Origin of the sequence: Vreelandella hamiltonii, assembly GCF_014651795.1 — a bacterium.
Classification (GTDB): Bacteria; Pseudomonadota; Gammaproteobacteria; order Pseudomonadales; family Halomonadaceae; genus Vreelandella; species Vreelandella hamiltonii.
Genome location: NZ_BMXO01000005.1, coordinates 108,548 through 129,393, shown reverse-complemented (window position 1 = coordinate 129,393; position 20,846 = coordinate 108,548). Strand labels below are relative to the sequence as shown.

Genomic DNA, 20,846 nt, shown 5'->3' with positions numbered 1-20,846 from the left:
TTGCTATCGAGCGGAGAGCGACAGTGAGCACGCTTATCGAAGACGACTCAACTCTGACGGATCGCTATCAAACGACTGTTCCGGCATCGATTCGCCGGGCACTAAAGCTGAAGCGCCGAGACCGTATTCATTATACCGTTCGTCCTGATGGTGAAGTGGTGCTTTCCAAGGCGAGTGATGAGGCCAAGCACGACCCTGTGATGGTCAACTTCCTCAATTTTCTAGAGCGCGATCTTCTGGCGCATCCAGAAAATATTCGCCCGGTGACTGCCAGTAGCTTTGCCGAGGCCGAACGGCTTACCGCAGGTATTGAGGTAGACCTCGAAGAGGCGCTGGAAGAGGATGATGACGACGAATGAAGCCTCTGGAGGTTAATGGATGGACGATTTATGCCCATCCGTTGTTCTTTGAACAAGTCGAAGCACTCACCTTGAAGGTGAGACATCTTCAATCGAAAGATCCTGCCGGTTATCGCAACAAGGCGGTCACCAAGCGCCTAGCAGCGATCATGAAGCTAGCCTTGAATGATATTCCGCAGGATCCATCAGGCACTCAATACCGCCAAGGGAGCGCGCTTGGCACAGAGCACACTCATTGGCAACGAGCAAAGTTTTACCAGCAGTACCGGCTGTTCTTTCGCTACGATGCTGCGAGCAAAATCATTATTTATGCATGGGTCAATGATGACGCTACAAAACGCGCTTATGGCAGTAAGCATGATGCTTACTCTGTCTTTCAGAAAATGCTCAGCAGTGGCAACCCACCGGATAGTTGGACAGCCTTACAGAAAGCCTCAATGAGCGAGGTGGAACGAATTCATTTACTTTTAGCGGCAGATAACAACGATAACTAAATCACACTAGATCTGTTTGGGCAGATCAGCCGGGGCTTCCAGCCCCACGCCCGCCCGCGTGGCCACAATCGCTAATGCCATGGAGCTCCCTCGCAACGTCTCTCAATCGGTTCATTCAGTTTAATGAGCCTGCTCGTTGGCTAAGCCTACTTTACTTTAACCTCTGGGTGCTACTTATCGGGGGGGGGGGGGGCGTCGCCGCCAACTAGGTCTGGTCGATGGATTTTTTATGATCGTACGGCGGAATGTCGCGAGATCAAGAACCCCGCCGTTATCGATGACACCATCCATACAGCCGGAGCTATCGTGCCTGATCAGTGCTACTGACGGGCTTTCGATAACACGGATTCTGGATCGTCTATCTATACAACGTGACCTACCCAGCGCCATTCGTATAGATAATGGCAAGGAGTTCTGCGGACGTGCCATGCTGGCGTGGGCTCATCAGCATGGTGTTGCCCTGTTTTTAATCAAACATAGAAAAACCAATCAAAACGCCTACATCGAATCGTTCAATGGGCGGTTTAGAGACAAATGTCTAAATGGGCACTGGTTCACCAACTTGCATCACGCGAGAGCCATCATCGAGGCGTGGTGACTGGAAAACAACGAGCAAGGACCGAAGAAAGGTCTGGGAGAATTATCGCCTTTCGCCTAGCCGAGCAATTGGTATTAAAAACCATAAGGTCACTGCATGCTCTAAACTCGGGTGCTGCTAAATATTGGTTGACGTCAATGCTTCCATATGCTAAACAAAACTAACATGTAGGATAGTTAGATAACTAAAATAAATATTGTGATTTTTACAGGGGGAACATCTATCCTCAGCCAGCATCAATCAGAGCTAGCATAAAACTGATTGAGTTACATTATGATTACTTAATTTAACAAATGGGCGCTGTAATAGTGAAGAAGGTGGAAATGTCCATCGATACTGATTGCTTGCTTCTGATCGTGGGCAATGGCGCTTAGGCTCAATCAGCGGAATGCAGGTTCTTAATGGCGGAGGAGGTGTTAAACCATTATTTCTGCATGCTAATAGGTCCGATTTATGCGTGGGGGCTGCGGCGCCAGGCAAAACTCTTACAGATATCGAATGGCAAACCACATGGTATCCTGATGCCATTGGCCTAAGAGTTGAACTGTGTTATTTTCGGCCCAATACTCTTAGTGCAATAGGATGTGTGCTTGTCAACCCAAACTATTCAGGCATCACGATTGCCTTTAGTAGTTAGCTCTTTGGTGTCGGAGGTAAAGTTTAGTTTTTGTGAGGAAGGCAGCGCTAATGGAGTGCTGTCTATGCAAATGGCTAATGCTGTTAATGTTAGTGTAACTTTCAATTTCATATGTTAAATGGTGAGAAAATGGACATTCATGGTGTGGGTAATAGCTATAACTCAAGTGCCACACTGGCTTCTGTAAAAAATGAAGCTGGCAAAAATGCCAGCACCTCTCAAAGCACAGCAGCTGATGTGAAAGGCGGCAATAATTTACAGGAAAAAAGCACTGTTACTCTAAGCGGTCAGGCTATTTTGGCTTCTCGATTATTCTCATCAGGCAACGGAGACCTGCCAGTGCTGCCGAGCATTCGCACGAATGGCGAACATAATGGCATGCTTTCCCAGTATTTTTTAACAGAAAGTGATCGATCACTTGTTTCAAAAATGTATGAACAAGCAAATGAAGAAGGTACAGACCTTCGATATGTAGATCAGTTTGCTAAGGATTTAGGCCTTTATCGTAAATATGACGACGGCTCAATGAGATATAGTTTTAATGGAAACTCATACGATTCACAAGGTCGAAAGCAAACCGTGAGTTTTACTGAAGTGGATACTGCTACTGCAGAAAGAATCCTTTCCGGAGAAACGCTAAGTACAACAAATATTGATCAAGGGTTTATAAGGTGGAGGTTGGATCCTGGTCAAGGTTTCAATCTAAGTAGCGATCTCGATTTTATCGAGCATATGATAAATAAATTTTCATCCACAGCTAATGAGGAAGAAAATTTTGGTGCCAAATTCGGATCCTATTCACCGAAAGAAAACAACTATATTATACATACTGCTAATGAAGTCTCGCTGCGTAGGTTTGCAACTCCCGAACTACAAGCCGACGAAGACCTTGCCAAGGTGGTATTTGAAAAAATAAATACTTCTAGAAATGACCTCAATGCAAGGTTGTTAGAAGGGCTTTTTAATAAAAATGAGATTGGGAAGAAAGAGCAAAGCTTCACAATGCGTCTGTTCGACTTTCTGAAGAGTTCTATAAAAACCACTGAGTAGAAATTTTTAATAATTTTCTATCATGGTTTGATATGCTTGGCGATTTACATTGAAAGAAAAAATATTTAATTCGACAATGCCATAAATTGTAGAGCTGAGACAAATAAATATTTGGATTTGGTGGCAATAAAATTTTTATGGGGAAATCGAAGCCCGCGTTGATCAAGGCGCTGCGCACCCGCTCGCGGCTCTCCTTTACGGCGGTTTCCGGCAGGCCCACCAGTGTCAGGCCCGGCAAGCCATTTGCCAGATGTACTTCGACATGCACCGGCGGTGCTTCCAACCCCACGCCTGCCCGCGTGGCCACAATCGCTAATGTCATGGCGCTCCCTCGCAACGTCTCTCAATCGGCTCACTCAGTTTAATGAGCCTGCTCGTTGGCTAAGCCTACTTTATTTCAAGCGTTGAGCGCTACTGAGCGGCCAGCGAGTAAAGCGTTAATGTGCCCCCTGGGCGTTCAATGCGCTGGTCAGTTCGCGGGCAAAGCGCTGGGCGGAGGGCAGGGCGCCAAAGCTCCAGACTGGCGGCAGGCGCAGCAGATGGCCATGTTGAACGCTCGGCAATTGCTGCCACAGGCCGCTCTTTTCCAACTGCGTTTCCACCCCTGCGGGGAGCGGGTCAACGATGACCAGGGTGGCGTCGGGGTAGCGTGCCAGCGCCTCGATACCGACCAAGGCGAAGCCCCAGGCGTTGGTGGGCTCATCCCAGGCGTTGGGCAGCGCCAGCTGTTCCAATACGGCGTTGTAGAGGCTGTTCTCGCCAAATACCCGCACATGCCTGGCATCCATGAACTGCACCATCAGCAATGGAGATGCGTTGCCGGGCGGGTAGCGCAGCTCGCGCATCAGCTGCTGGGTGTTCTCGATCAGCGCGTCGGCTTCTGCGTTGCGTTCGGTCAACTCGCCCAACTGGCGGGTGAGTGTCTGCATTTCCTGCCACGTATCGGTGCCTGGCGAGTAAAGGGCGAAAGTGCCCACCGGCGCGATGCGCTCCAACCGAGGAATCAGCCCGGTAAACATGGGCGAGAGCAGGGTTTGCTCAGGGGGCGATTGGGCCAGCAGCTCGAAGTTGGGCTGGGTGCGTAGGCCAAGGTCGCTGACGTGCTCCGGGATACGCGGCTCGCCTACCCAATCGTGATATCCCGGCTGTTGCGCGATACCGCTGACCGGAGCGCCAATCGCCAGCAGCGTTTCGGCGATGGTCCAGTCGATGGTGGCCCACTGGGCGTGGCTGGCAGTGCTGAACAGCAAGGCTGCCGCGAGCAAGCAGCTGCGGGCCAGGGTCGGGAGTCGGGGGATGCAGCGCATGAAGTGGGCACCTGACAATAAGCGCTTTATTTAAACGATTCTTTTTATCAATTGCAAATGGAAACAGCGGAGGTCGCACAAGTCGTCAGCGCGAGACGCCCCAGGGGCGTAACTGCTCCAACATGGTGCATGAGGTGGCTTTCGCCATGCCTTCGCGGGTTTGATGCGTCACAAAGTGAGCCGTAAGGGGTCAGGCGGATAAGCGCGCTGGGTGCCTATCCAAGGCCACCCAGCGTTGCCTCAGCTTGGGTTGCCGGGGGTGGGCTTGCCTTGCTCGGCAGGCTCAACGGGGGGCTGGCGGTACTTCGGCTTCCATGGGGGCGGACTGCGCGGCGCTGGCCGCTTCCACCGTGGCTTTCAGGCTGGCCACCTGACGCTCCAGCGCTTCGACACGCGCGCGCGTGCGCTGAAGCACATCCATCAAGATATCAAAGTCTTCTCGTGATACCAGCTCCAGGCGGTCGAAGGCGCCTCGTACCACTTGCTGCACGCCTTTCTGAATGTCTTCCGGGGCCTGGGAAGCATTCTGTAAACGGTCGCCTATCTGCTGGGCTAAACGGCTGATGCGATCCTGGGGCGTCATGGCTCTCTCCTTAAACGGTGGCGCATAAATGTGGATAGCTTACCTGTAAGGATACGCAACCCTTTGCCAAACCGCATTCCCCGCGTGCGTTTTCTCCTGCAATGTGCGTATGCATCAAAAAAGAGCGCGCCGCTTTTGTTGGTGATCGTTTTTAGTGCATGGGCGGGTGTGAATGGATGCGTAGTCGCCTTGCCAGTGGCTGTAAAGCGCACTTTTTAAACCTTAAGGGTATGAATTTCAATGAGAAAAAATCCAGTGGCACGGTATGAGCATTAGCAGGGCAAGCACTAAATTCGGGCGGCCACGCCGCTCTCCACCGAGTGGGACTGAACCAGCAGGGGAGATCCGGGATGAAACTCATCACCGCTATCATCAAGCCTTTCAAGCTTGACGACGTTCGTGAAGCACTCGCCGACAACGGCGTGCAGGGGATTACGGTTACTGAGGTCAAGGGATTTGGTCGCCAGAAAGGCCACACCGAGCTGTATCGCGGTGCCGAGTACGTAGTGGACTTTCTGCCCAAGGTGAAAGTGGAAGTGGCCGTGGACGATGCGCGTCTGGAGAGCGTGCTGGATGCCATCTGCAGCGCTGCCAACAGCGGCAAGATCGGTGACGGCAAGGTATTCGTGACGCCGCTGGAAGATGTCATTCGTATTCGTACCGGAGAGCGCGGCGCCGACGCGGTATAGGCCAGCCTACACATCGACGACCCACCCATAACTTCTCTTGGATCACGGGGAACACCTGATGAACGAGCTTACAGAATTGAGCTACGCGCTCGATACGTTTTACTTCCTGATTTGCGGCGTACTGGTCATGTGGATGGCCGCTGGCTTCTCGATGCTCGAGGCCGGTATGGTGCGTTCCAAGAACACCGCTGAAATTCTGACCAAGAACATTGCGCTGTTTGCCATTGCCTGCACCATGTACCTGCTGGTGGGCTACTACATCATGTACTCCAGCGGCGAAGGCGGCTTCCTGCCCAGCCTTGGCTTCCTGATCGGTGCCGAGAACAGCGTCGATGCGGTGCTGGCCGGTGGTGAGGATGCCCCTTACTACGCCATGCGTTCGGACTTCTTCTTCCAGGTCGTATTCGTCGCAACGGCAATGTCGATCGTGTCGGGTGCCGTGGCCGAGCGTATGAAGCTGTGGGCCTTCCTGGCCTTCGCGGTGGTCATGACCGCCTTCATCTACCCGGTGTCTGGCTACTGGACCTGGGGCGGTGGCTGGCTGGATGGCGTTGGCTACTCTGACTATGCGGGCTCGGGTATCGTCCACATGGCCGGTGCCGCTGCAGCGTTGGCAGGTGTGCTGGTCCTGGGCCCCCGTAAGGGCAAGTATGGCAAAGACGGTTCTATCCACGCGATTCCGGGCGCCAACATGCCGCTGGCCACGCTGGGTACCTTCATCCTGTGGATGGGCTGGTTCGGTTTCAACGGTGGTTCCGAACTGAAACTGTCGGATGCCGTGTCGGCCAACAACGTTGCTCAAGTGTTCGTGAATACCAATGCGGCGGCGGCGGGTGGCGTGATTGCAGCCCTGGTGCTGGCCAAACTGTGGTTCCGCAAGGCGGACCTGACCATGGCGCTGAACGGTGCGCTGGCAGGCCTGGTCGCCATTACCGCCGACCCGCTGTCGCCTTCTGCGCTGGGTGCCGCCTTGATTGGTGCCATCGGTGGCCTGATCGTGGTCGCTGCCATCGTCACGCTGGACAAGCTGAAGCTGGATGACCCTGTGGGGGCTATCTCGGTTCACGGTGTCGTGGGTATCTGGGGTGTGCTGGCCGTGCCGCTGAACAATGGCGATGCGTCCTTCGGTGCACAGCTGATCGGTATCGTGGGCATCTTCGGCTGGGTATTCCTGGCGAGCCTGGTGGTGTGGCTGGTGCTGAAAGCGGTCATGGGTATCCGTGTCAGCGAAGAAGAAGAGTACGAAGGCGTCGATATCACAGAGTGTGGCCTGGAAGCCTACCCCGAGTTTGGCGTCAAGAAATAAACACTGTGCCATAGCAAGTGACACTGCTACTCAAGGCCTCCCCGATGGGAGGCCTTTTGCCGTATGTAGCGGCGCATATACGTGCCAGGCACAAGGGCTTTTTATTCTCGGGGCTGGCGGGTGTATGCTAAGTGCAACGGGCGTGAGGAGGGTCAACGTCGCGCCGCCTTGTATCCGGTCAAGACAACCGTTGCATAACCAGAGGATGTGGTCATGAAATTAATCTCAGCCATTATCAAGCCGTTCAAGCTTGATGACGTACGCGAGTCGCTTTCCGATATCGGCGTGCAGGGTATTACGGTGACGGAAGTGAAAGGCTTTGGTCGCCAGAAAGGCCACACAGAGCTGTATCGTGGGGCGGAATACGTGGTGGATTTTCTGCCCAAGGTGAAGCTGGAAGTGGCCGTGGACGATGATATGGCCGAACAGGTCATCGATGCGATCACCCAAGTGGCCAATACGGGCAAGATCGGCGATGGCAAGATCTTCGTGATGCCCTTGGAGCAGGTGATTCGTATCCGTACTGGTGAAACCGGCAAAGACGCGGTTTAATTTTGTGAATGGTGAAGTGTAAGGCGTAAGTCGCACAAAGCCCCTGTGGATAACATCCACAGGGGCTTTGCGCATAAGATGAGGGGTGACAAAGGTTACGCTCTATTCTTCACCCTTCCCCGTTAGACTTACTTCTCTACGAAGGCGCGTTCGATGACGTAGTCGCCTGGTTCGCCCATGCGCGGGGAGATGTTCAGGCCCAGCTCATCCAGCAACGCGCTGGTGTCGTCCAGCATGGCAGGACTACCGCAGATCATGGCGCGGTCCTGACGCGGGTCGATGGGCGGTAGGCCGGTGTCGGCAAACAGCTTGCCGCTGCGAATGTGGTCGGTCAGGCGGCCCATGGTGTGGAACTCTTCACGGGTGACCGTGGGGTAGTACACCAGCTTCTCGGCAACGTCTTCGCCCAGATACTCGTGGGCGGGCAGCTCCTTGGTGATGAAGTCGGCGTAGGCCAGCTCGGAGACTTCACGCACGCCGTGAATGAGCACGACCTTCTCGAAACGCTCGTAGACTTCCGGGTCCTGGATCAGGCTCATGAACGGCGCCAGGCCCGTGCCGGTGGAGAGCATGTACAGGTTACGTCCGGGCAGCAGGTCGTCGCATACCAGCGTGCCGGTCGGCTTGCGGCTGACCATAATCTGGTCGCCCACCTTCAGGTGCTGCAAACGTGAGGTCAGCGGGCCATCGGGCACCTTGATACTGAAGAACTCGAGATGATCTTCGTAGTTCGGGCTGGCGATGGAGTAGGCGCGCATCAGAGGTTTGCCCGCCACTTCCAGGCCGATCATCACGAATTGGCCGTTCTTGAAGCGCAGGCTGCGCTCACGTGTCGTGCGGAAGCTGAACAGCGTGTCGTTCCAGTGGTGAACGCTTAGCACTTCTTCCAGGGCAAACTTGCTCATGCTGACTCCTTTGTGGCTGCGTGTGTGGCTGCGTGGCCTAAGCCTTGCTCGCCATATTCTAAAAAAGAATAAAAAATAGCTTTATAGGATGCGCTCATTCTAGATAAAGGGTGGTATATCTGTTAAGCAAATTATCTTGATAACGTATATCTTTAAAATCGATATAGCTTTCGTTGAGCAGCACTTTTTCTGGAGGAGCCTGGTCATGCATTACACGTTGCGTCAGCTGGAAGTCTTCGTCGCCGTTGCCCAGCACGAAAGCGTTTCCCAGGCGGCGAGGGCGCTGGCCATGTCCCAGTCGGCGACCAGTACGGCGCTGGCCGAGTTGGAACGCCAGTTCGACTGCCAGCTATTGGATCGCATTGGCAAACGGCTGAAACTCAACGCGCTGGGGTTCCAGCTGCTCCCCAAGGCGGTGGCGCTGCTGGACCGAGCCGAAGAAGTGGAGGAGCTGCTGCGTGGCCAGCAGGGAGTGGGCGCTCTGGACGTGGGTGCCACCCTGACCATCGGCAACTATCTGGCCACCCTGTTGATCAGTGATTTCATGCAGCGTTACCCCGGTAGCCGCGTGCGGCTGGCGGTGCGCAATACGCGTCATATCATCGAGGGAGTGCGACAGCATTCGCTGGACCTCGGGCTGATCGAAGGGCAGTGCGATGACGACATGATTATCAGCCAGCCCTGGGTAGAAGACGAGCTGTGCGTGTTCTGCTCGCCGCGCCACCCGCTGGCGGGGCGGGAGCATCTGGAGCTGGATCAGCTGCTGCGGGAGGATTGGATCATGCGTGAGGAGGGCTCAGGCACGCGCATGACGCTGGAGCATGCCGCCCGCCATCGGCGCAGCCGCTTCAATACGCTGCTGGAACTGGAGCACACCGAAGGGATCAAGCGGGCGGTGGAATCAGGCCTGGGGATCGGCTGCGTCTCTCGGCTGGCGCTACGAGACGCTTTCCGACGGGGTAGCCTGGTGCCGCTACCCACGCCGGAGCTGGACCTGAAGCGTCAGTTCACCTTCATCTGGCATCGCCACAAGTATCTGACCACCGGCGTGCGCGAGTTTTTGCGCCTCTGCCGCGAAATGACCGCCGGTGCCAAGCGCAGTGACGATATTCCGCTGCCGCCCATTCCTTGAATGTTCTCATGGGTGTCAGTAATCGCGCAGCGTGGGTGACCCCAAGGCAAGCGCGCTGGCTCCGGATAGCTTGAAGCTGCTGATGGTGCCGGTCAGGTGGTTTGCCTGCTCCTTGAGGTGCTCGGCGGCGGTGGTGGACTCTTCCACCATGGCAGCGTTTTCCTGGGTCATCCGGTCCAGCTCGGCCACGGCGATGTTGACCTGCTTGATGCCATCACTCTGTTCGCTGGTGGCGGCGTTGATCTCTTCGAGTACGTCGGTGACACGGGTGATGTGCTCGACGATATCGTGCATGGTGCTGCCAGCCTCGCGCACCAGCGAGGTGCCGTTATTGACCCGGGACTGGGAGTCTTCGACCAGCTTCTGGATGTCGCTGGCAGCGTCGCTGCTGCGGCCAGCCAGTTTACGCACTTCGTCGGCTACCACGGCAAAGCCACGGCCATGCTCGCCAGCCCTAGCGGCTTCTACCGAGGCGTTGAGCGCCAGCAGGTTGGTCTGGAAGGCAATGCTGTTCATCAAGGTGACGATCTCACCAATCTTGTTGGAGGCCTGGGAGATGTCTTCCATGGTCGTCACCACGTTCGAGACTACCTGACCGCCGTTTTTCGCTACTTCAGAAGCGGCATGAGAGAGCTGGTTGGCCTCCTGGGCCGACGCGGCGGTGTGGGCGACGGTGCTGGTGATCTGCTCCACCGACGCAGACGTCTGCTGCAGGCTGGACGCGGCATTGTCGGTGCGGCGCGACAGATCCTGCCCGCCCATGGCAATCTCGTTGGCGGCGTGGTGCACGGCTTCGCTGCTGGTACGCACTTCGATCAGAACTTCTTCCATTTTGCCCACGAAGCGATTGAAGGCGCGGGCGATCTGAGTGACCTCGTCGTTACCCTCTTCTGGTAAGCGCTGTGTCAGGTCGCCTTCGCCGGAGGCAATGTTATCCATGGCGTTACGCACACCCAGCAGGCGACGCAGCAGCAGCGAGAGCAGCAGGCCGAACACCACGGCGGTGATGGCGGCGACGATCAATAGGGTAACAATAGATGTGGTGGCAATGGCGCGTAGTCCTGCGGTGGCCTCCGCTTCATCCAGTGCTACCACAAGCTGCCAGTCGCTATTGCCGCCTACTGGGCGGCTCAGCAGTAATTTACTGCTTCCTTCTAACTGCATCTGCTGTGGCTGCTTGGTATTAGCAAGTTGCTCGATATAGGCGGCATTTAATTCATCGCTTAAAACAGTGGTGGGTTCTAGCGCTAGCTCGCTGTTGGGATGGGCGATTAGCGATCCATCGCCGGTAGTCAGAAAGCCAAAACTTGAAGGAGTAGGCGAGATGTCTTGCACGATCGCGACCATATCGCGAATATTGACGTCAGCACCTACTACTGCCTGAAGTTGGTTATTTTGGTAAAACGGGCGGGCAAAGGTCACGACTAAGTCGCCGCTTTGGGCATCGACATACGGCGCGGTGACAATAGTATCCTGCGCGGCAGCGGCGGCTTGGTACCAAGGTCGCTCTCGTGGGTCAAAATCGGCGGGTGGCTCCCAGCCGTTGAAAAAAATGGTCTCTCCGCTATCAGCCAAGCTCAGGTAGGTTGCCATAAAATCGCCAGAGGTGGTCAACTGACGCAAGGCAATACGTGGGTCATTGCTGGAGATAGCTTCCTCCATACCGTTCAGCATGGTGCTACGGGATGCCATCCACTCATGTAGGGCGCTACTGTTACCACGTACTACAGCGTCTAGGTTGCGGGCTACCTGTTGGGTATTGTGCTGCTGGACTGTGTAGTAGCTGGCAACGCCGTTGACGATCAAGGCAAGGGTGATGGCAGTGAGTGCGGCTAGCAGTATGCGGACTCGCAAAGATGAAAACATGGTCGCTCTCAACGTCGTTTGGAATCAGTACGCGGGTGCCACGTACACTAAAGTTCGACGTTAGCTATCGGCGAGAGCCACCATGCCTTTAATAAAAGAGTGAGAAAGTGTTGATTTGATTAGCGCAGATCGCTCACGGCGCTTTGAATATCTGCCATCGACGCCTTGCTAAGATCTTTTGAGAGCGTGTGCGTCACAAGCTTTTGGGTAGGGTGATCAAGCTTTTCTCGCAGTAGCCCTAAAAACTTGGGCGGCGCGACCATAATCAGTTTTTCCATGCTGTTACTCACGCGGGCGCTATACAGGCGTTGGGCGACCTCTTTAGCAAACAGCTCGTTCTCATGCTGAGAGGCAGCCCCCTCTTCGCCAGATGAGCGCGACGACGTTGACGTTGATTCATGGACATCAGCCCCGCGGCGGTCAGTGATCAAGTCACCTTCATGCAGCCTGCCGGCTGCGTGTACCAAGCTCTCTTGCTCGGCGAGATTGAGCGCGTCACGGGTAAAAATACGTGCGCGGGCGGCGTCAGCTACCACGATATAGGTGGTCATCGTCGTACGTCCTCCATGTCGTTGATTACCCTTTAACCATGGCAATCGTTCGGTGTTTGGTCAAACACGGTTTTTGAGAGATGACAATGGACTTACTGCGTACAAATTATCATTGGCGAAATCGCTATTTACTCATGCGCCATGGACATAGCCAGGCTAACGCGCAGCGGAAAATTATCAGCTCCCCCGAGCGGGGGCTTACGAATTATGGGCTCTCTGAACAGGGTGAACAGCAGTTGGTGGATGTGCTGGCGCAGTGGCGTTGGCCGGCGCCCACCCAGGTGGTGCATTCGGACTTTTTACGCACGACCCAAACCGCTACTCGGGTAGCCAGCGCTTTTCGACTGGGCATGGCCATCGACGAGCGCTTGCGAGAACGCCATTTTGGCGAGCTGGAAGGCCAGGCAGATAGCCATTACCCCGAGGTGTGGGCGCAGGATGCCCAGAGTGCCGCGCATCGGCAGTGGCAGGTAGAGCCGCTCACCAGCGTGGCAGCGCGCATGTGCGCGACGCTGGAAGCACTGGAGCAGCGCTGGCAAGGGGAAACGGTGTTGGTGGTGAGCCATGGCGACCCGCTGCAGATCCTGCTCACGGCGCTGGCAGGCAAGCCATTGACCCAGCACCGTGAGCAGCTCGCGCTGGCCCCGGCCAGCATCACGCTGGTAGGCGGTTAAGCGCCTTCCCTGGGGGGAATCCAAGCAATCATGTCGACTTCCACGTCGGCACCGCCTGCCAGGCCAGTGACGCCGATGCAGGTACGAGTGGGGAGCGGTTTCTCGAAGTAGCTGGCGTAGACCTGGTTCACTTCATCGAAGTGGCCCATGTTGGTAATGAAAACCCGTGACTGCACCACGTACTCGAAGCTGCTGCCCACCTCTTCCAGCACGATGGCCAGGTTCTGCATGACTCGATGGGTTTGTTCGGTAAAGGTGCCCAGCAGCATTTCGTTGGTTTCCGGCACGGTCGGCATCTGGCCGGTGATGAACACCAGGTCGCCCACGCGGCAGGCGTGAGAGAACGGGGCTATGGGCTGTGGGGCGCGGTCGATGAACAGTTTTTCCATGATGACTCTCCGGTGTGATGTGGGGTATTCAGAAGGGCCATGAAAATGGGCCTCAGCCGAGGCCCACGTTACGCATTATGACGCGCTGGCAGTCGAATCAATGCCCCAGAATCTGGCTCAGGAAGAGCTGGGTGCGCTCGGACTGCGGGTTGTTGAAGAACGGCTCTGGAGCGTTTTCTTCGATGATCTGGCCCTGGTCCATGAAGATCACGCGGTCGGCCACGGTCTTGGCGAAGCCCATTTCATGGGTCACGCAGAGCATGGTCATGCCCTCTTCGGCCAGTTCGATCATGACGTCCAGTACTTCCTTGATCATTTCCGGGTCAAGGGCCGAGGTCGGCTCATCGAACAGCATGACATCCGGGTGCATGCACAGCGAGCGGGCAATGGCGACCCGCTGCTGCTGACCACCGGAAAGCTGGCCGGGATATTTCTTGGCCTGTTCGGCGATGCGTACCCGCTGCAGGTAGCGCATGGCCTGCTCTTCGGCTTCTTTGCGCGGCTTTTTCTGTACCCACATAGGGGCGATACAGCAGTTCTCCAGCACGGTGAGGTGAGGGAACAGGTTGAAGTGCTGGAACACCATGCCAACGCTGCGACGAATCTGCTCGATACGCTTCACGTCCTGGGTCAGCGGCACGCCGCCGACCACGATCTCGCCCTTTTGATGCTCTTCCAGATGGTTGATGCAGCGAATCATGGTGGACTTGCCCGAGCCGGACGGCCCGCAAATGACGATCCGTTCGCCGCGCTTCACTTCCAGATAGATGTCGCGCAGCACGTGAAAATCGCCGTACCACTTGTTGACGCCGCGCATTTCGACCATCAGATCCGAAGTACCGGTGCCAGGGTTATGGGAAGCTGCTTGTGTCATGTCACTATCCTGCTAAAAAATCGTTGATAAAAGCGGCGTTAACGCCTGTGGCCGGTGTGTAGCCTGCGTTCCAGATACTGGCTGTAGCGCGACATGCTGAAACAGAATATCCAGAACATGAAGGCCGCAAAGACATAGCCTTCCAGCGAGAAGCCCAGCCAGCGCGAGTCGGCCAGTGCCGCTTGCACGATCCCCAGCAGATCGAATAGCCCGATGATCATGACCAGGGTCGTGTCTTTGAACAACGAAATGAACGTGTTCACGATACCAGGAATCATCATTTTCAGAGCCTGGGGCAGTACGATCAGCCCCATGCGCTTCCAGTAGGTCATGCCGAGGGCGGCGGCGGCCTCTTCCTGGCCTTTGGGAATGGCCTGCAAACCACCGCGAATGACTTCGGCCATGTAGGCGCTCTGGAATAGCGTCAAGCCGATCAGGGCGCGTACCAGACGGTCCACGCTGACCCCGGTAGGCATGAACAGCGGCAGCATCACCGAGGCCATGAACAGCACCGTGATCAGCGGCACGCCACGCCAGAACTCGATAAAGACGACGCAGAAGCTCTTGACGATGGGCATATTGGAACGCCGCCCCAGGGCCAGCACGATACCGATCGGCAGCGCACCTACCATGCCCACGGTAGCCAGCAGCAGGGTCAGCATCAGGCCGCCCCAGCGATGGGTCGGCACACGCGGCAGGTCGAAATAGCCGCCGTGCAGCAGCACGTAGGCGATCACGGGGAAGCCGACCAGCGCAAACACGGCCACCCAGCGCTTGAAGGGCAGGCGTGGAATCGCCAGCCAGGCAATCAGGGCGAAGAACCCGGCAAAGACGATATTGGCACGCCAGATTTCCGAGCGCGGGTATAGGCCGTAGATGAACTGGGTGAAGCGTGCGTTGATGAACACCCAACAGGCGCCTTCCCGGGAGCAGTCTTCGCGGGAGGTGCCTACCCAGTCGGCGTTGATGAACGCCCATTGCACCGTGGGAACCACGAGCAGGTAGAGAATATACAGGCCGATCAGCGTAAAGATCGTGTTGATCGGGCCGTTGAACAGGTTGCTGCGTAGCCATGCCACAGGGCCCACGGAACTGCTGGGCGCCGGCCTTGGCTCGATCATCGTTTGGTTATGAATCATGGGAATGTCCTCGCCAACGGCCTAGCGTTCAACCAGCGCCACACGGGCGTTGAACCAGTTCATGAACATGGAGACCAGCAGACTGATGGTCAGATAAACCGCCATGGTCATGGCAATGACCTCGATGGCTTGGCCTGTCTGGTTCAGCGTGGTGCCCGCAAAGACCGAAACGAGGTCCGGGTAGCCAATGGCGGTGGCCAGCGACGAGTTCTTGATCAGGTTGAGGTACTGGCTGGTGAGCGGGGGGATGATGACCCGCAGTGCCTGCGGAATGACCACCAGACGCAGCACCAGGTTACGCGGTAGGCTCAGCGCTTGTGCGGCCTCGGTTTGGCCATGGGAAATGGCCTGAATACCGGAGCGCACGATTTCAGCAATGAACGCCGCCGTATAAATCGAGAGCGCGAACCACAGTGCCAGGAACTCGGGAATGACAGTGATACCACCGCGGAAGTTGAAACCGCGCAGCTCGGGGACATCCCAGGTGATCGGCACGCCGGTGGCAAACATCACCAGCAGGGGCAGGCCGAATATCATCGCGAAGGAGATCCAGTAGGCTGGCAGGCGCTGGCCCGTGGCCTCCTGACGGCGCTTGTTCCAGATCACCAGTGCAATGCTGGCGATGATCGCTGCAATGAAGGTGACCGGAATCAGCCCGAACCCGGACTCGAATAACGGTTCGGGAAGATACAGGCCGCGCACGTTGAGAAAGATGACCTCACCGAACGCCAGGCTATCACGGGCGCTGGGCAACGTACGCAATACGGCAAAGTACCAGAAGAAAATCTGCAGCAGCAGCGGGATGTTACGGAAGGTTTCGATATACGCCGTGGCCAGTCGTGCGATCAGCCAGTTGGGCGACAAGCGGGCAATCCCGACGATGAAACCGATGATGGTGGCGGCAATGACCCCCAATGCGCCCACCAGCAGAGTATTCAGCAGGCCCACGAAGAAGGTGCGGCCATAGGTGCTTTGGGAGGAGTAGTCGATCAGACTTTGAACGATCCCGAAGCCTGCGGTGTTGTTAAGAAAACCGAACCCGGTAGTGATCCCGCGAGAGGACAGGTTGTCTTGAACATTACCGACGATATAGAACAGAAACGTAATAACGGCTGTAATGAGTAGAAACTGAAAGATCAGCGCACGCTTTGCGCGGTCTCGCCAGAACGGAGGCTTGTGGCCAACGGGGCGAGCGTTAGGTCTTACGGACATGGATGGCGTCTCCGCTACACGGAAGGTCAATCAAATGGCCCGCCGATCCCCTTGAGTGATGCTGGCAAGGGACGGCGGGCCGGGGTCAAGCGAGACGCTTAGCGAATCGGCGGTGCGTACTGGAAGCCACCCTGGTTCCACAGAGCGTTGACACCCCGTTCGATTTCCAGCGGTGAATCCATGCCGACGTTACGTTCGAAGCTTTCTGCGTAGTTACCTACCTGGCTCAGGATGTTGTAGGCCCACTCGGCATCCAGCCCCATGCCTTCACCGTAGTTGCCGTCCTGACCCAGCAGGCGAGCCACGTCCGGGTTATCGGAATCGCGCATTTCTTCGGCGTTTTCGCTGGTCACACCGTACTCTTCACCGTTGAGCATGGCGAACAGCGACCACTTGACGATGTTGAACCACAGGTCGTCACCCTGACGTACCACGGGGCCCAGCGGCTCCTTGGAGATGACGTCGGGCAGGATCATGGCAGCAGACGGGTCGTCCAGCTGAATACGCAGTGCGGCCAGCTGAGAGGTGTCAGAGGTCAGAACGTCACAGCGTCCCGCCTGGAAGCCACCCACGGTTTGCTCGGACGTATCGAAAACGATGGGATCAAATTCCATGCCGTTGGCGCGGAAGTAGTCAGCCAGGTTCAGCTCGGTGGTGGTGCCGGACTGGATACAGATCGCAGCGCCATCCAGCTCGGAGGCGTTGGAGATGCCCAGGTCGGTAGAGACCATGAAGCCTTGGCCGTCGTAGAAGTTGACGCCGGTGAAGTTGAGGCCCAACGTGGTATCGCGGGTGGTTGTCCAGGTGGTGTTACGGGACAGAACATCGACTTCGCCAGACTGCAGCGCAGTGAAGCGTTCGACGGCGTTCAGGGAAATGTAGTTAACGGCGCCGGCATCGCCCAATACGGCGGCAGCCACGGCACGACATACGTCAACATCAAGACCTTGCCACTCGCCGCTATCGTCCGGCGCGGAAAAACCTGGCAAGCCATCACTAACGCCACACTGTACGGCACCGCGAGAGCGAGTTTCTTCTAATGTGTTCGCCTGCGCGGTAGCGATACCGGCCAGCGTAATTGCACCCGCAGAGGCAAGCAGTACCAGGTGTTTCTTGTTAACCATGTGTGTTCCCCTTCCTCGATTTAATGATGTTATGCATGTCGATGCATGCCTAAAAGCTAGCAAGGAAGGTGCCAAAAAAGATATGTCGGCAAATTCAGCGGTTTTCAACGTAAAATCAGCGAATTTATCGAAAGTATTGGTGCAAAAAAAGAGTGCCAGCGGCTACGCGATGCTCTGTTTTGGTGCGTAGCCGCTGGCGCGGGGAGAAAGCTACTGACGTTCGCCGATCAGCGAATCGGCGGGGCGTACTGAATGCCACCGTCTTTCCATAGCCCGTTGAGGCCTCTGGCAATGTTGAAGTCCGACCCTGTGCCGACATTGCGGTCATAAACGTCCGCGTAATTACCTACCTGCTTGACGATCTGGTAGGCCCAGTCGGCGCTGATGCCCATGGGGCTGCCGAAATCGCCATCCTGGCCCAGCAGGCGCTGTACGTCAGGGTTGTCGCTGTCGAGCTGCTCGTCCACGTTCGCCTGGGTGACTTCCAGCTCTTCGGCATTGAGCATGGCAAACAGCGTCCATTTGACGATATTGAACCACTGGTCGTCGCCCTGGCGCACGGCCGGGCCCAGCGGCTCCTTGGAGATGATCTCGGGCAGCACCACGGCCATGTCGGGGTCGGCCAGCTGCATCCGCTGGGCATAGAGCTGCGAGGCATCGGAGCTCAGCACATCGCAGCGGCCTGCTTCGAACCCGGCAATCGACTGCTCGGGAGAGTCGAAGACCACGGCATCATAGGTCATGCCGTGAACCCTGAAGTAATCGGACAGGTTCAGTTCGCTGGTGGTGCCCGATTGGGTGCATACCGCGGCGCCGTCCAGCTCCTTGGCACTCTGTACGTTCAGGTCGCTGGCGACCATGAAGGCCTGGCCGTCGTAATAGCTGACGCCGGTAAAGTGCATGCCCAGCGTGGTATCGCGGCTGGAGGTCCAGGTGGTGGTGCGCGACAGGACATCCACTTCACCGGACTGAAGGGCCGTGAAACGCTCCACGGAGTCCAGCGGCACGAAGTCCACCTTGTTAGCATCGCCTAGCGCGGCGGCGGCAATGGCGCGGCAGATGTCGGTATCCAGGCCCCGGTACTGGTCGTCGTCATCCAGTGACGAGAAACCGGGCTGGGCGGCATTCACGCCGCAACGCAGGCTATCGCGATTCTGGACGGTGTCCAACGTGCTGGCCATGGCGATGGCCGGTGCCAACAGGCTGGCCCCTACTCCCAACCAACGAACACTCTTCATGTGTGATTCCTTGACGTCGAAGCGCGCCGATCTGCGCGCATAAAAAAGCCGAGCAGCGCCCGGCTCTTCCACTAACGATGCCCGCTCTCACGCAAAGGCTTTGCGCATGAAGGGGGGCAGCGCCAGGGCTCCACGATGGGCCTCTGCTGTGTAGTACTGTAGCGGCATTTCGTGGCTGGCGGCAGCTTCTTCGCGGAAGCTTTCAACGCTGGTGCCTTTACCTGCCAACGTCACGCTCCACCAGCCAGAGGGGTAGACCGGTTGGGGGAAGGGCAAGGTGGCCACGCTGTCGAAGCCCGCTTCGCGCATGTCGTTGCGCAGTTCGCGAATGATCGAACCGCTATGGTAAAGCGGCGACTCGCTCTGCTGCACCATCACTCCGCCACTTTTCAGAATACGGTGGCAGCGTTTCAGGAAGTCGGTCTTGAACAGGCCTTCGGCCGGGCCGACCGGGTCGGTGGAGTCGATGATCAGCAGGTCGATACTCTCGTCGGCCGCGTCATCCACCCACTTCACGCCGTCGGCAAACAGCAGCTCGGCGCGGGGGTCGCCGTTGGCTTCCACGAGTTCGGGGAAAAAGCGCTCGGCGGCCTTGGTGACTTCCTCGTCGATATCGATCTGGGTGACCTTCTCGACGCTCGGATGGCGCAGCACTTCTTTCAAGGTGCCGCAGTCGCCGCCACCAATGATGACCACGCGCTTGGGGTCCTGATGGGTGAACAGCGCCGGGTGGGCGATCATTTCGTGATACAGGAAGTTGTCGCGGTCGGTGAGCATCACGCAGCCATCCAGCACCATCAGGTTGCCGTAGGTCTCGGTGGCGTACACTTCCAGGTGCTGGTAGGGGCTTTGCACATCCAGCAGTTTTTCAGAAACTTTCAGCGAGAAAGCGCTGCCGTGGCTATCAAAGACTTCGGTAAACCACTGGTCGTCGCGTAGGTCGCTCATTGCTTGGCTCCTGGGCATGAGTCGTTCGATTGAGTCGGAATGCCCTGATGGTACTGCGGGCTCAAGTCGTGCAGCGCCTCCATGAAGGCGGTGACATGATCAGGGTTGGTGAACTGGCTGATGCCATGGCCCAGATTGAAAACGTGGCCAGGGCCGTGGCCGTAGCTCTCCAGTACGCGAGCCACTTCCGCACGAATGGCCGAAGGGCGCGCAAACAGCACGTTGGGGTCCAGGTTACCCTGCAGGGCCACCTTATGGCCCACGCGAGCGCGGGCGTCGGACAGCTCGGTGGACCAGTCGATGCCCAATGCGTCGGCACCGGCGCAGGCAATGTGCTCCAGCCACTGGCCACCGTTCTTGGTGAACAGAATCACCGGTACGCGGCGACCGTCGTGCTCGCGGATTAGCCCGGAGACGATCTGCTCCATGTAGCGCAGCGAGAACTCCAGGTAGGCCGGTGTGGACAGCGCGCCGCCCCAGGTATCGAAAATCTGTACGGCTTGAGCGCCTGCGCGAATCTGAGCGTTCAGGTAGTCGGTGACCGCTTGCGCCAGGGTGTCCAGCAACTGGTGCATGGTGTCGGGCGTGTCGTACAGCATGGTCTTCAGGTGACGGAAGTCCTTGCTGGAGCCGCCTTCTACCATGTAGGTGGCCAGCGTCCAGGGGCTGCCGGAAAAGCCGATCAGCGGCATACGGCCGTTGAGCTCACGGCGAATCGTGGAGACCGCCCGCATCACGTAGTCCAGGTCGCGCTCGGCATTGGGCACGGTGAGCGCGGCGACTTCTTCGGCGGTGCGTACGGTCTTCTTGAATTTGGGACCTTCGCCGGTTTCGAAGTACAGGCCCAGCCCCATGGCATCGGGGATGGTCAAAATGTCCGAGAACAGGATGGCGGCGTCGAGCGGGTAGCGCTCCAGCGGCTGCAGGGTGACTTCACAGGCCAGGTCATGATTGCGGCACAGGTCCATGAAGCTGCCCGCATCGGCGCGGCTGGCGCGGTACTCGGGCAGGTAACGGCCCGCTTGACGCATCATCCACACCGGAGTGCGGTCGACAGGCTGGCGCGCCAGCGCGCGAAGAAAACGGTCGTTCTGCAAAGGTGTGGTGGTCATAAACACTTGCTCTTGGAAAATTTGCCCGCATTGTAAGGGAGTCAGCACATCCGACGATAGGAATTGTACGTGAAGTTGGGCAGCGGTGGCGCCTGTTGGCTGGCCAA

21 protein-coding genes and 2 pseudogenes are annotated in these 20,846 nt (G+C 57.0%); 9 read left to right on the top strand and 14 right to left on the bottom strand.

All coding sequences use genetic code 11. The features are described from left to right. Nucleotides 1–23 precede the first annotated feature (23 nt). The 4 genes and pseudogenes from IE061_RS07395 (at nt 24) to IE061_RS07380 (ending at nt 3,138) form a co-directional block, all read left to right on the top strand. A complete protein-coding gene (locus IE061_RS07395) occupies nt 24–359 on the top strand; it encodes a type II toxin-antitoxin system PrlF family antitoxin (protein WP_189463844.1) in 336 nt (111 codons plus the stop codon). Continuing rightward, nucleotides 356–853 carry a type II toxin-antitoxin system YhaV family toxin gene (locus tag IE061_RS07390; protein WP_189463845.1) on the top strand — a complete coding sequence of 166 codons (498 nt, stop codon included), beginning with the start codon at nt 356–358 and terminating at the stop codon, nt 851–853. The genes IE061_RS07395 and IE061_RS07390 overlap by 4 nt, the downstream gene beginning before the upstream one ends. A 209-nt stretch (nt 854–1,062) precedes the next feature. Continuing rightward, nucleotides 1,063–1,448 (top strand): annotated as a pseudogene (locus IE061_RS18310) (integrase core domain-containing protein); the annotation flags it as partial. Nucleotides 1,449–2,217: 769 nt separating this feature from the next. After that, nucleotides 2,218–3,138, top strand: coding sequence for a hypothetical protein (locus IE061_RS07380; protein ID WP_193461319.1), 921 nt, complete (start codon nt 2,218–2,220; stop codon nt 3,136–3,138). 139 nt (nt 3,139–3,277) lie between these two features. On the opposite strand, the pseudogene IE061_RS07375 reads toward IE061_RS07380, so the two are convergent. From IE061_RS07375 to IE061_RS07365, 3 genes and pseudogenes are all read right to left on the bottom strand, one after another. Beyond that, nucleotides 3,278–3,460: pseudogene (locus tag IE061_RS07375) on the bottom strand (magnesium chelatase domain-containing protein); the annotation flags it as partial. A 115-nt stretch (nt 3,461–3,575) separates the two neighbouring features. After that, complete coding sequence (locus IE061_RS07370; RefSeq protein ID WP_193461318.1) at nt 3,576–4,445, bottom strand: ABC transporter substrate-binding protein; 870 nt, start codon at nt 4,443–4,445, stop codon at nt 3,576–3,578. A 283-nt stretch (nt 4,446–4,728) separates the two neighbouring features. After that, entirely contained in the window at nt 4,729–5,028 is a 300-nt protein-coding gene (locus IE061_RS07365) for an accessory factor UbiK family protein (protein ID WP_193461317.1), read from the bottom strand. Between the two features lie 350 nt (nt 5,029–5,378). Here IE061_RS07365 and IE061_RS07360 point away from each other — a divergent pair, with 350 nt between their 5' ends. The 3 genes from IE061_RS07360 to glnK all read left to right on the top strand — a co-directional run bounded on the left by IE061_RS07360 (nt 5,379) and on the right by glnK (nt 7,575). Beyond that, complete coding sequence (locus IE061_RS07360; protein WP_007112359.1) at nt 5,379–5,717, top strand: P-II family nitrogen regulator; 339 nt, start codon at nt 5,379–5,381, stop codon at nt 5,715–5,717. Nucleotides 5,718–5,775: 58 nt separating this feature from the next. Next, nucleotides 5,776–7,023, top strand: coding sequence for an ammonium transporter (locus IE061_RS07355; RefSeq protein WP_144981386.1), 1,248 nt, complete (start codon nt 5,776–5,778; stop codon nt 7,021–7,023). Nucleotides 7,024–7,236: 213 nt separating this feature from the next. After that, nucleotides 7,237–7,575: a P-II family nitrogen regulator gene (gene glnK / locus IE061_RS07350; protein ID WP_009098335.1), complete on the top strand. Its 339-nt coding sequence runs from the start codon at nt 7,237–7,239 to the stop codon at nt 7,573–7,575. A 128-nt stretch (nt 7,576–7,703) separates the two neighbouring features. Here the strand turns inward: glnK and IE061_RS07345 are convergent, their stop codons facing one another. Further along, nucleotides 7,704–8,480, bottom strand: coding sequence for a ferredoxin--NADP reductase (locus IE061_RS07345; protein WP_144981383.1), 777 nt, complete (start codon nt 8,478–8,480; stop codon nt 7,704–7,706). Nucleotides 8,481–8,685: 205 nt separating this feature from the next. Here IE061_RS07345 and IE061_RS07340 point away from each other — a divergent pair, with 205 nt between their 5' ends. Further along, nucleotides 8,686–9,612 (top strand): LysR family transcriptional regulator, encoded by a 927-nt coding sequence (locus tag IE061_RS07340; RefSeq protein WP_058579768.1) that lies wholly within the window; start codon nt 8,686–8,688, stop codon nt 9,610–9,612. 15 nt (nt 9,613–9,627) lie between these two features. Here IE061_RS07340 and IE061_RS07335 read toward each other — a convergent pair whose 3' ends face one another. Together IE061_RS07335 and IE061_RS07330 are read right to left on the bottom strand one after the other, a co-directional pair. After that, the gene (locus IE061_RS07335) at nt 9,628–11,478 is read right to left on the bottom strand and encodes a methyl-accepting chemotaxis protein (protein ID WP_193461316.1); all 1,851 of its coding nucleotides are present in this window, start codon (nt 11,476–11,478) and stop codon (nt 9,628–9,630) included. 119 nt (nt 11,479–11,597) lie between these two features. Beyond that, on the bottom strand, nt 11,598–12,029 hold the full coding sequence (locus IE061_RS07330; RefSeq protein WP_083023018.1) for a host attachment protein: 432 nt from the start codon (nt 12,027–12,029) through the stop codon (nt 11,598–11,600). 134 nt (nt 12,030–12,163) lie between these two features. Between IE061_RS07330 and IE061_RS07325 the strand changes: the two genes are divergently transcribed. Next, nucleotides 12,164–12,703, top strand: coding sequence for a histidine phosphatase family protein (locus tag IE061_RS07325; protein ID WP_193461315.1), 540 nt, complete (start codon nt 12,164–12,166; stop codon nt 12,701–12,703). Here IE061_RS07325 and IE061_RS07320 read toward each other — a convergent pair. From IE061_RS07320 to hemE, 8 genes are all read right to left on the bottom strand, one after another. Next, a complete protein-coding gene (locus IE061_RS07320; RefSeq protein WP_016915407.1) occupies nt 12,700–13,092 on the bottom strand; it encodes a RidA family protein in 393 nt (130 codons plus the stop codon). The two genes, IE061_RS07325 and IE061_RS07320, sit on opposite strands and share 4 nt — an antisense overlap. Nucleotides 13,093–13,189: 97 nt before the next feature. Then, nucleotides 13,190–13,918: an amino acid ABC transporter ATP-binding protein gene (locus IE061_RS07315; protein ID WP_039179251.1), complete on the bottom strand. Its 729-nt coding sequence runs from the start codon at nt 13,916–13,918 to the stop codon at nt 13,190–13,192. An 86-nt stretch (nt 13,919–14,004) separates the two neighbouring features. Continuing rightward, nucleotides 14,005–15,105, bottom strand: a complete 1,101-nt coding sequence (locus IE061_RS07310) for an amino acid ABC transporter permease (RefSeq protein WP_193461314.1) — start codon at nt 15,103–15,105, stop codon at nt 14,005–14,007. A 21-nt stretch (nt 15,106–15,126) separates the two neighbouring features. Next, entirely contained in the window at nt 15,127–16,317 is a 1,191-nt protein-coding gene (locus IE061_RS07305) for an amino acid ABC transporter permease (RefSeq protein WP_193461313.1), read from the bottom strand. 98 nt (nt 16,318–16,415) lie between these two features. Next, nucleotides 16,416–17,441, bottom strand: coding sequence for an amino acid ABC transporter substrate-binding protein (locus tag IE061_RS07300; protein WP_193461312.1), 1,026 nt, complete (start codon nt 17,439–17,441; stop codon nt 16,416–16,418). Between the two features lie 227 nt (nt 17,442–17,668). Next, nucleotides 17,669–18,679 (bottom strand): amino acid ABC transporter substrate-binding protein, encoded by a 1,011-nt coding sequence (locus IE061_RS07295; protein WP_193461311.1) that lies wholly within the window; start codon nt 18,677–18,679, stop codon nt 17,669–17,671. Nucleotides 18,680–18,766: 87 nt separating this feature from the next. Next, nucleotides 18,767–19,627, bottom strand: a complete 861-nt coding sequence (speE, locus tag IE061_RS07290; protein ID WP_193461310.1) for a polyamine aminopropyltransferase — start codon at nt 19,625–19,627, stop codon at nt 18,767–18,769. Beyond that, nucleotides 19,624–20,739: a uroporphyrinogen decarboxylase gene (hemE, locus tag IE061_RS07285; RefSeq protein WP_016915400.1), complete on the bottom strand. Its 1,116-nt coding sequence runs from the start codon at nt 20,737–20,739 to the stop codon at nt 19,624–19,626. The genes speE and hemE overlap by 4 nt, the downstream gene beginning before the upstream one ends. Between the last annotated feature and the right edge of the window lie 107 nt (nt 20,740–20,846).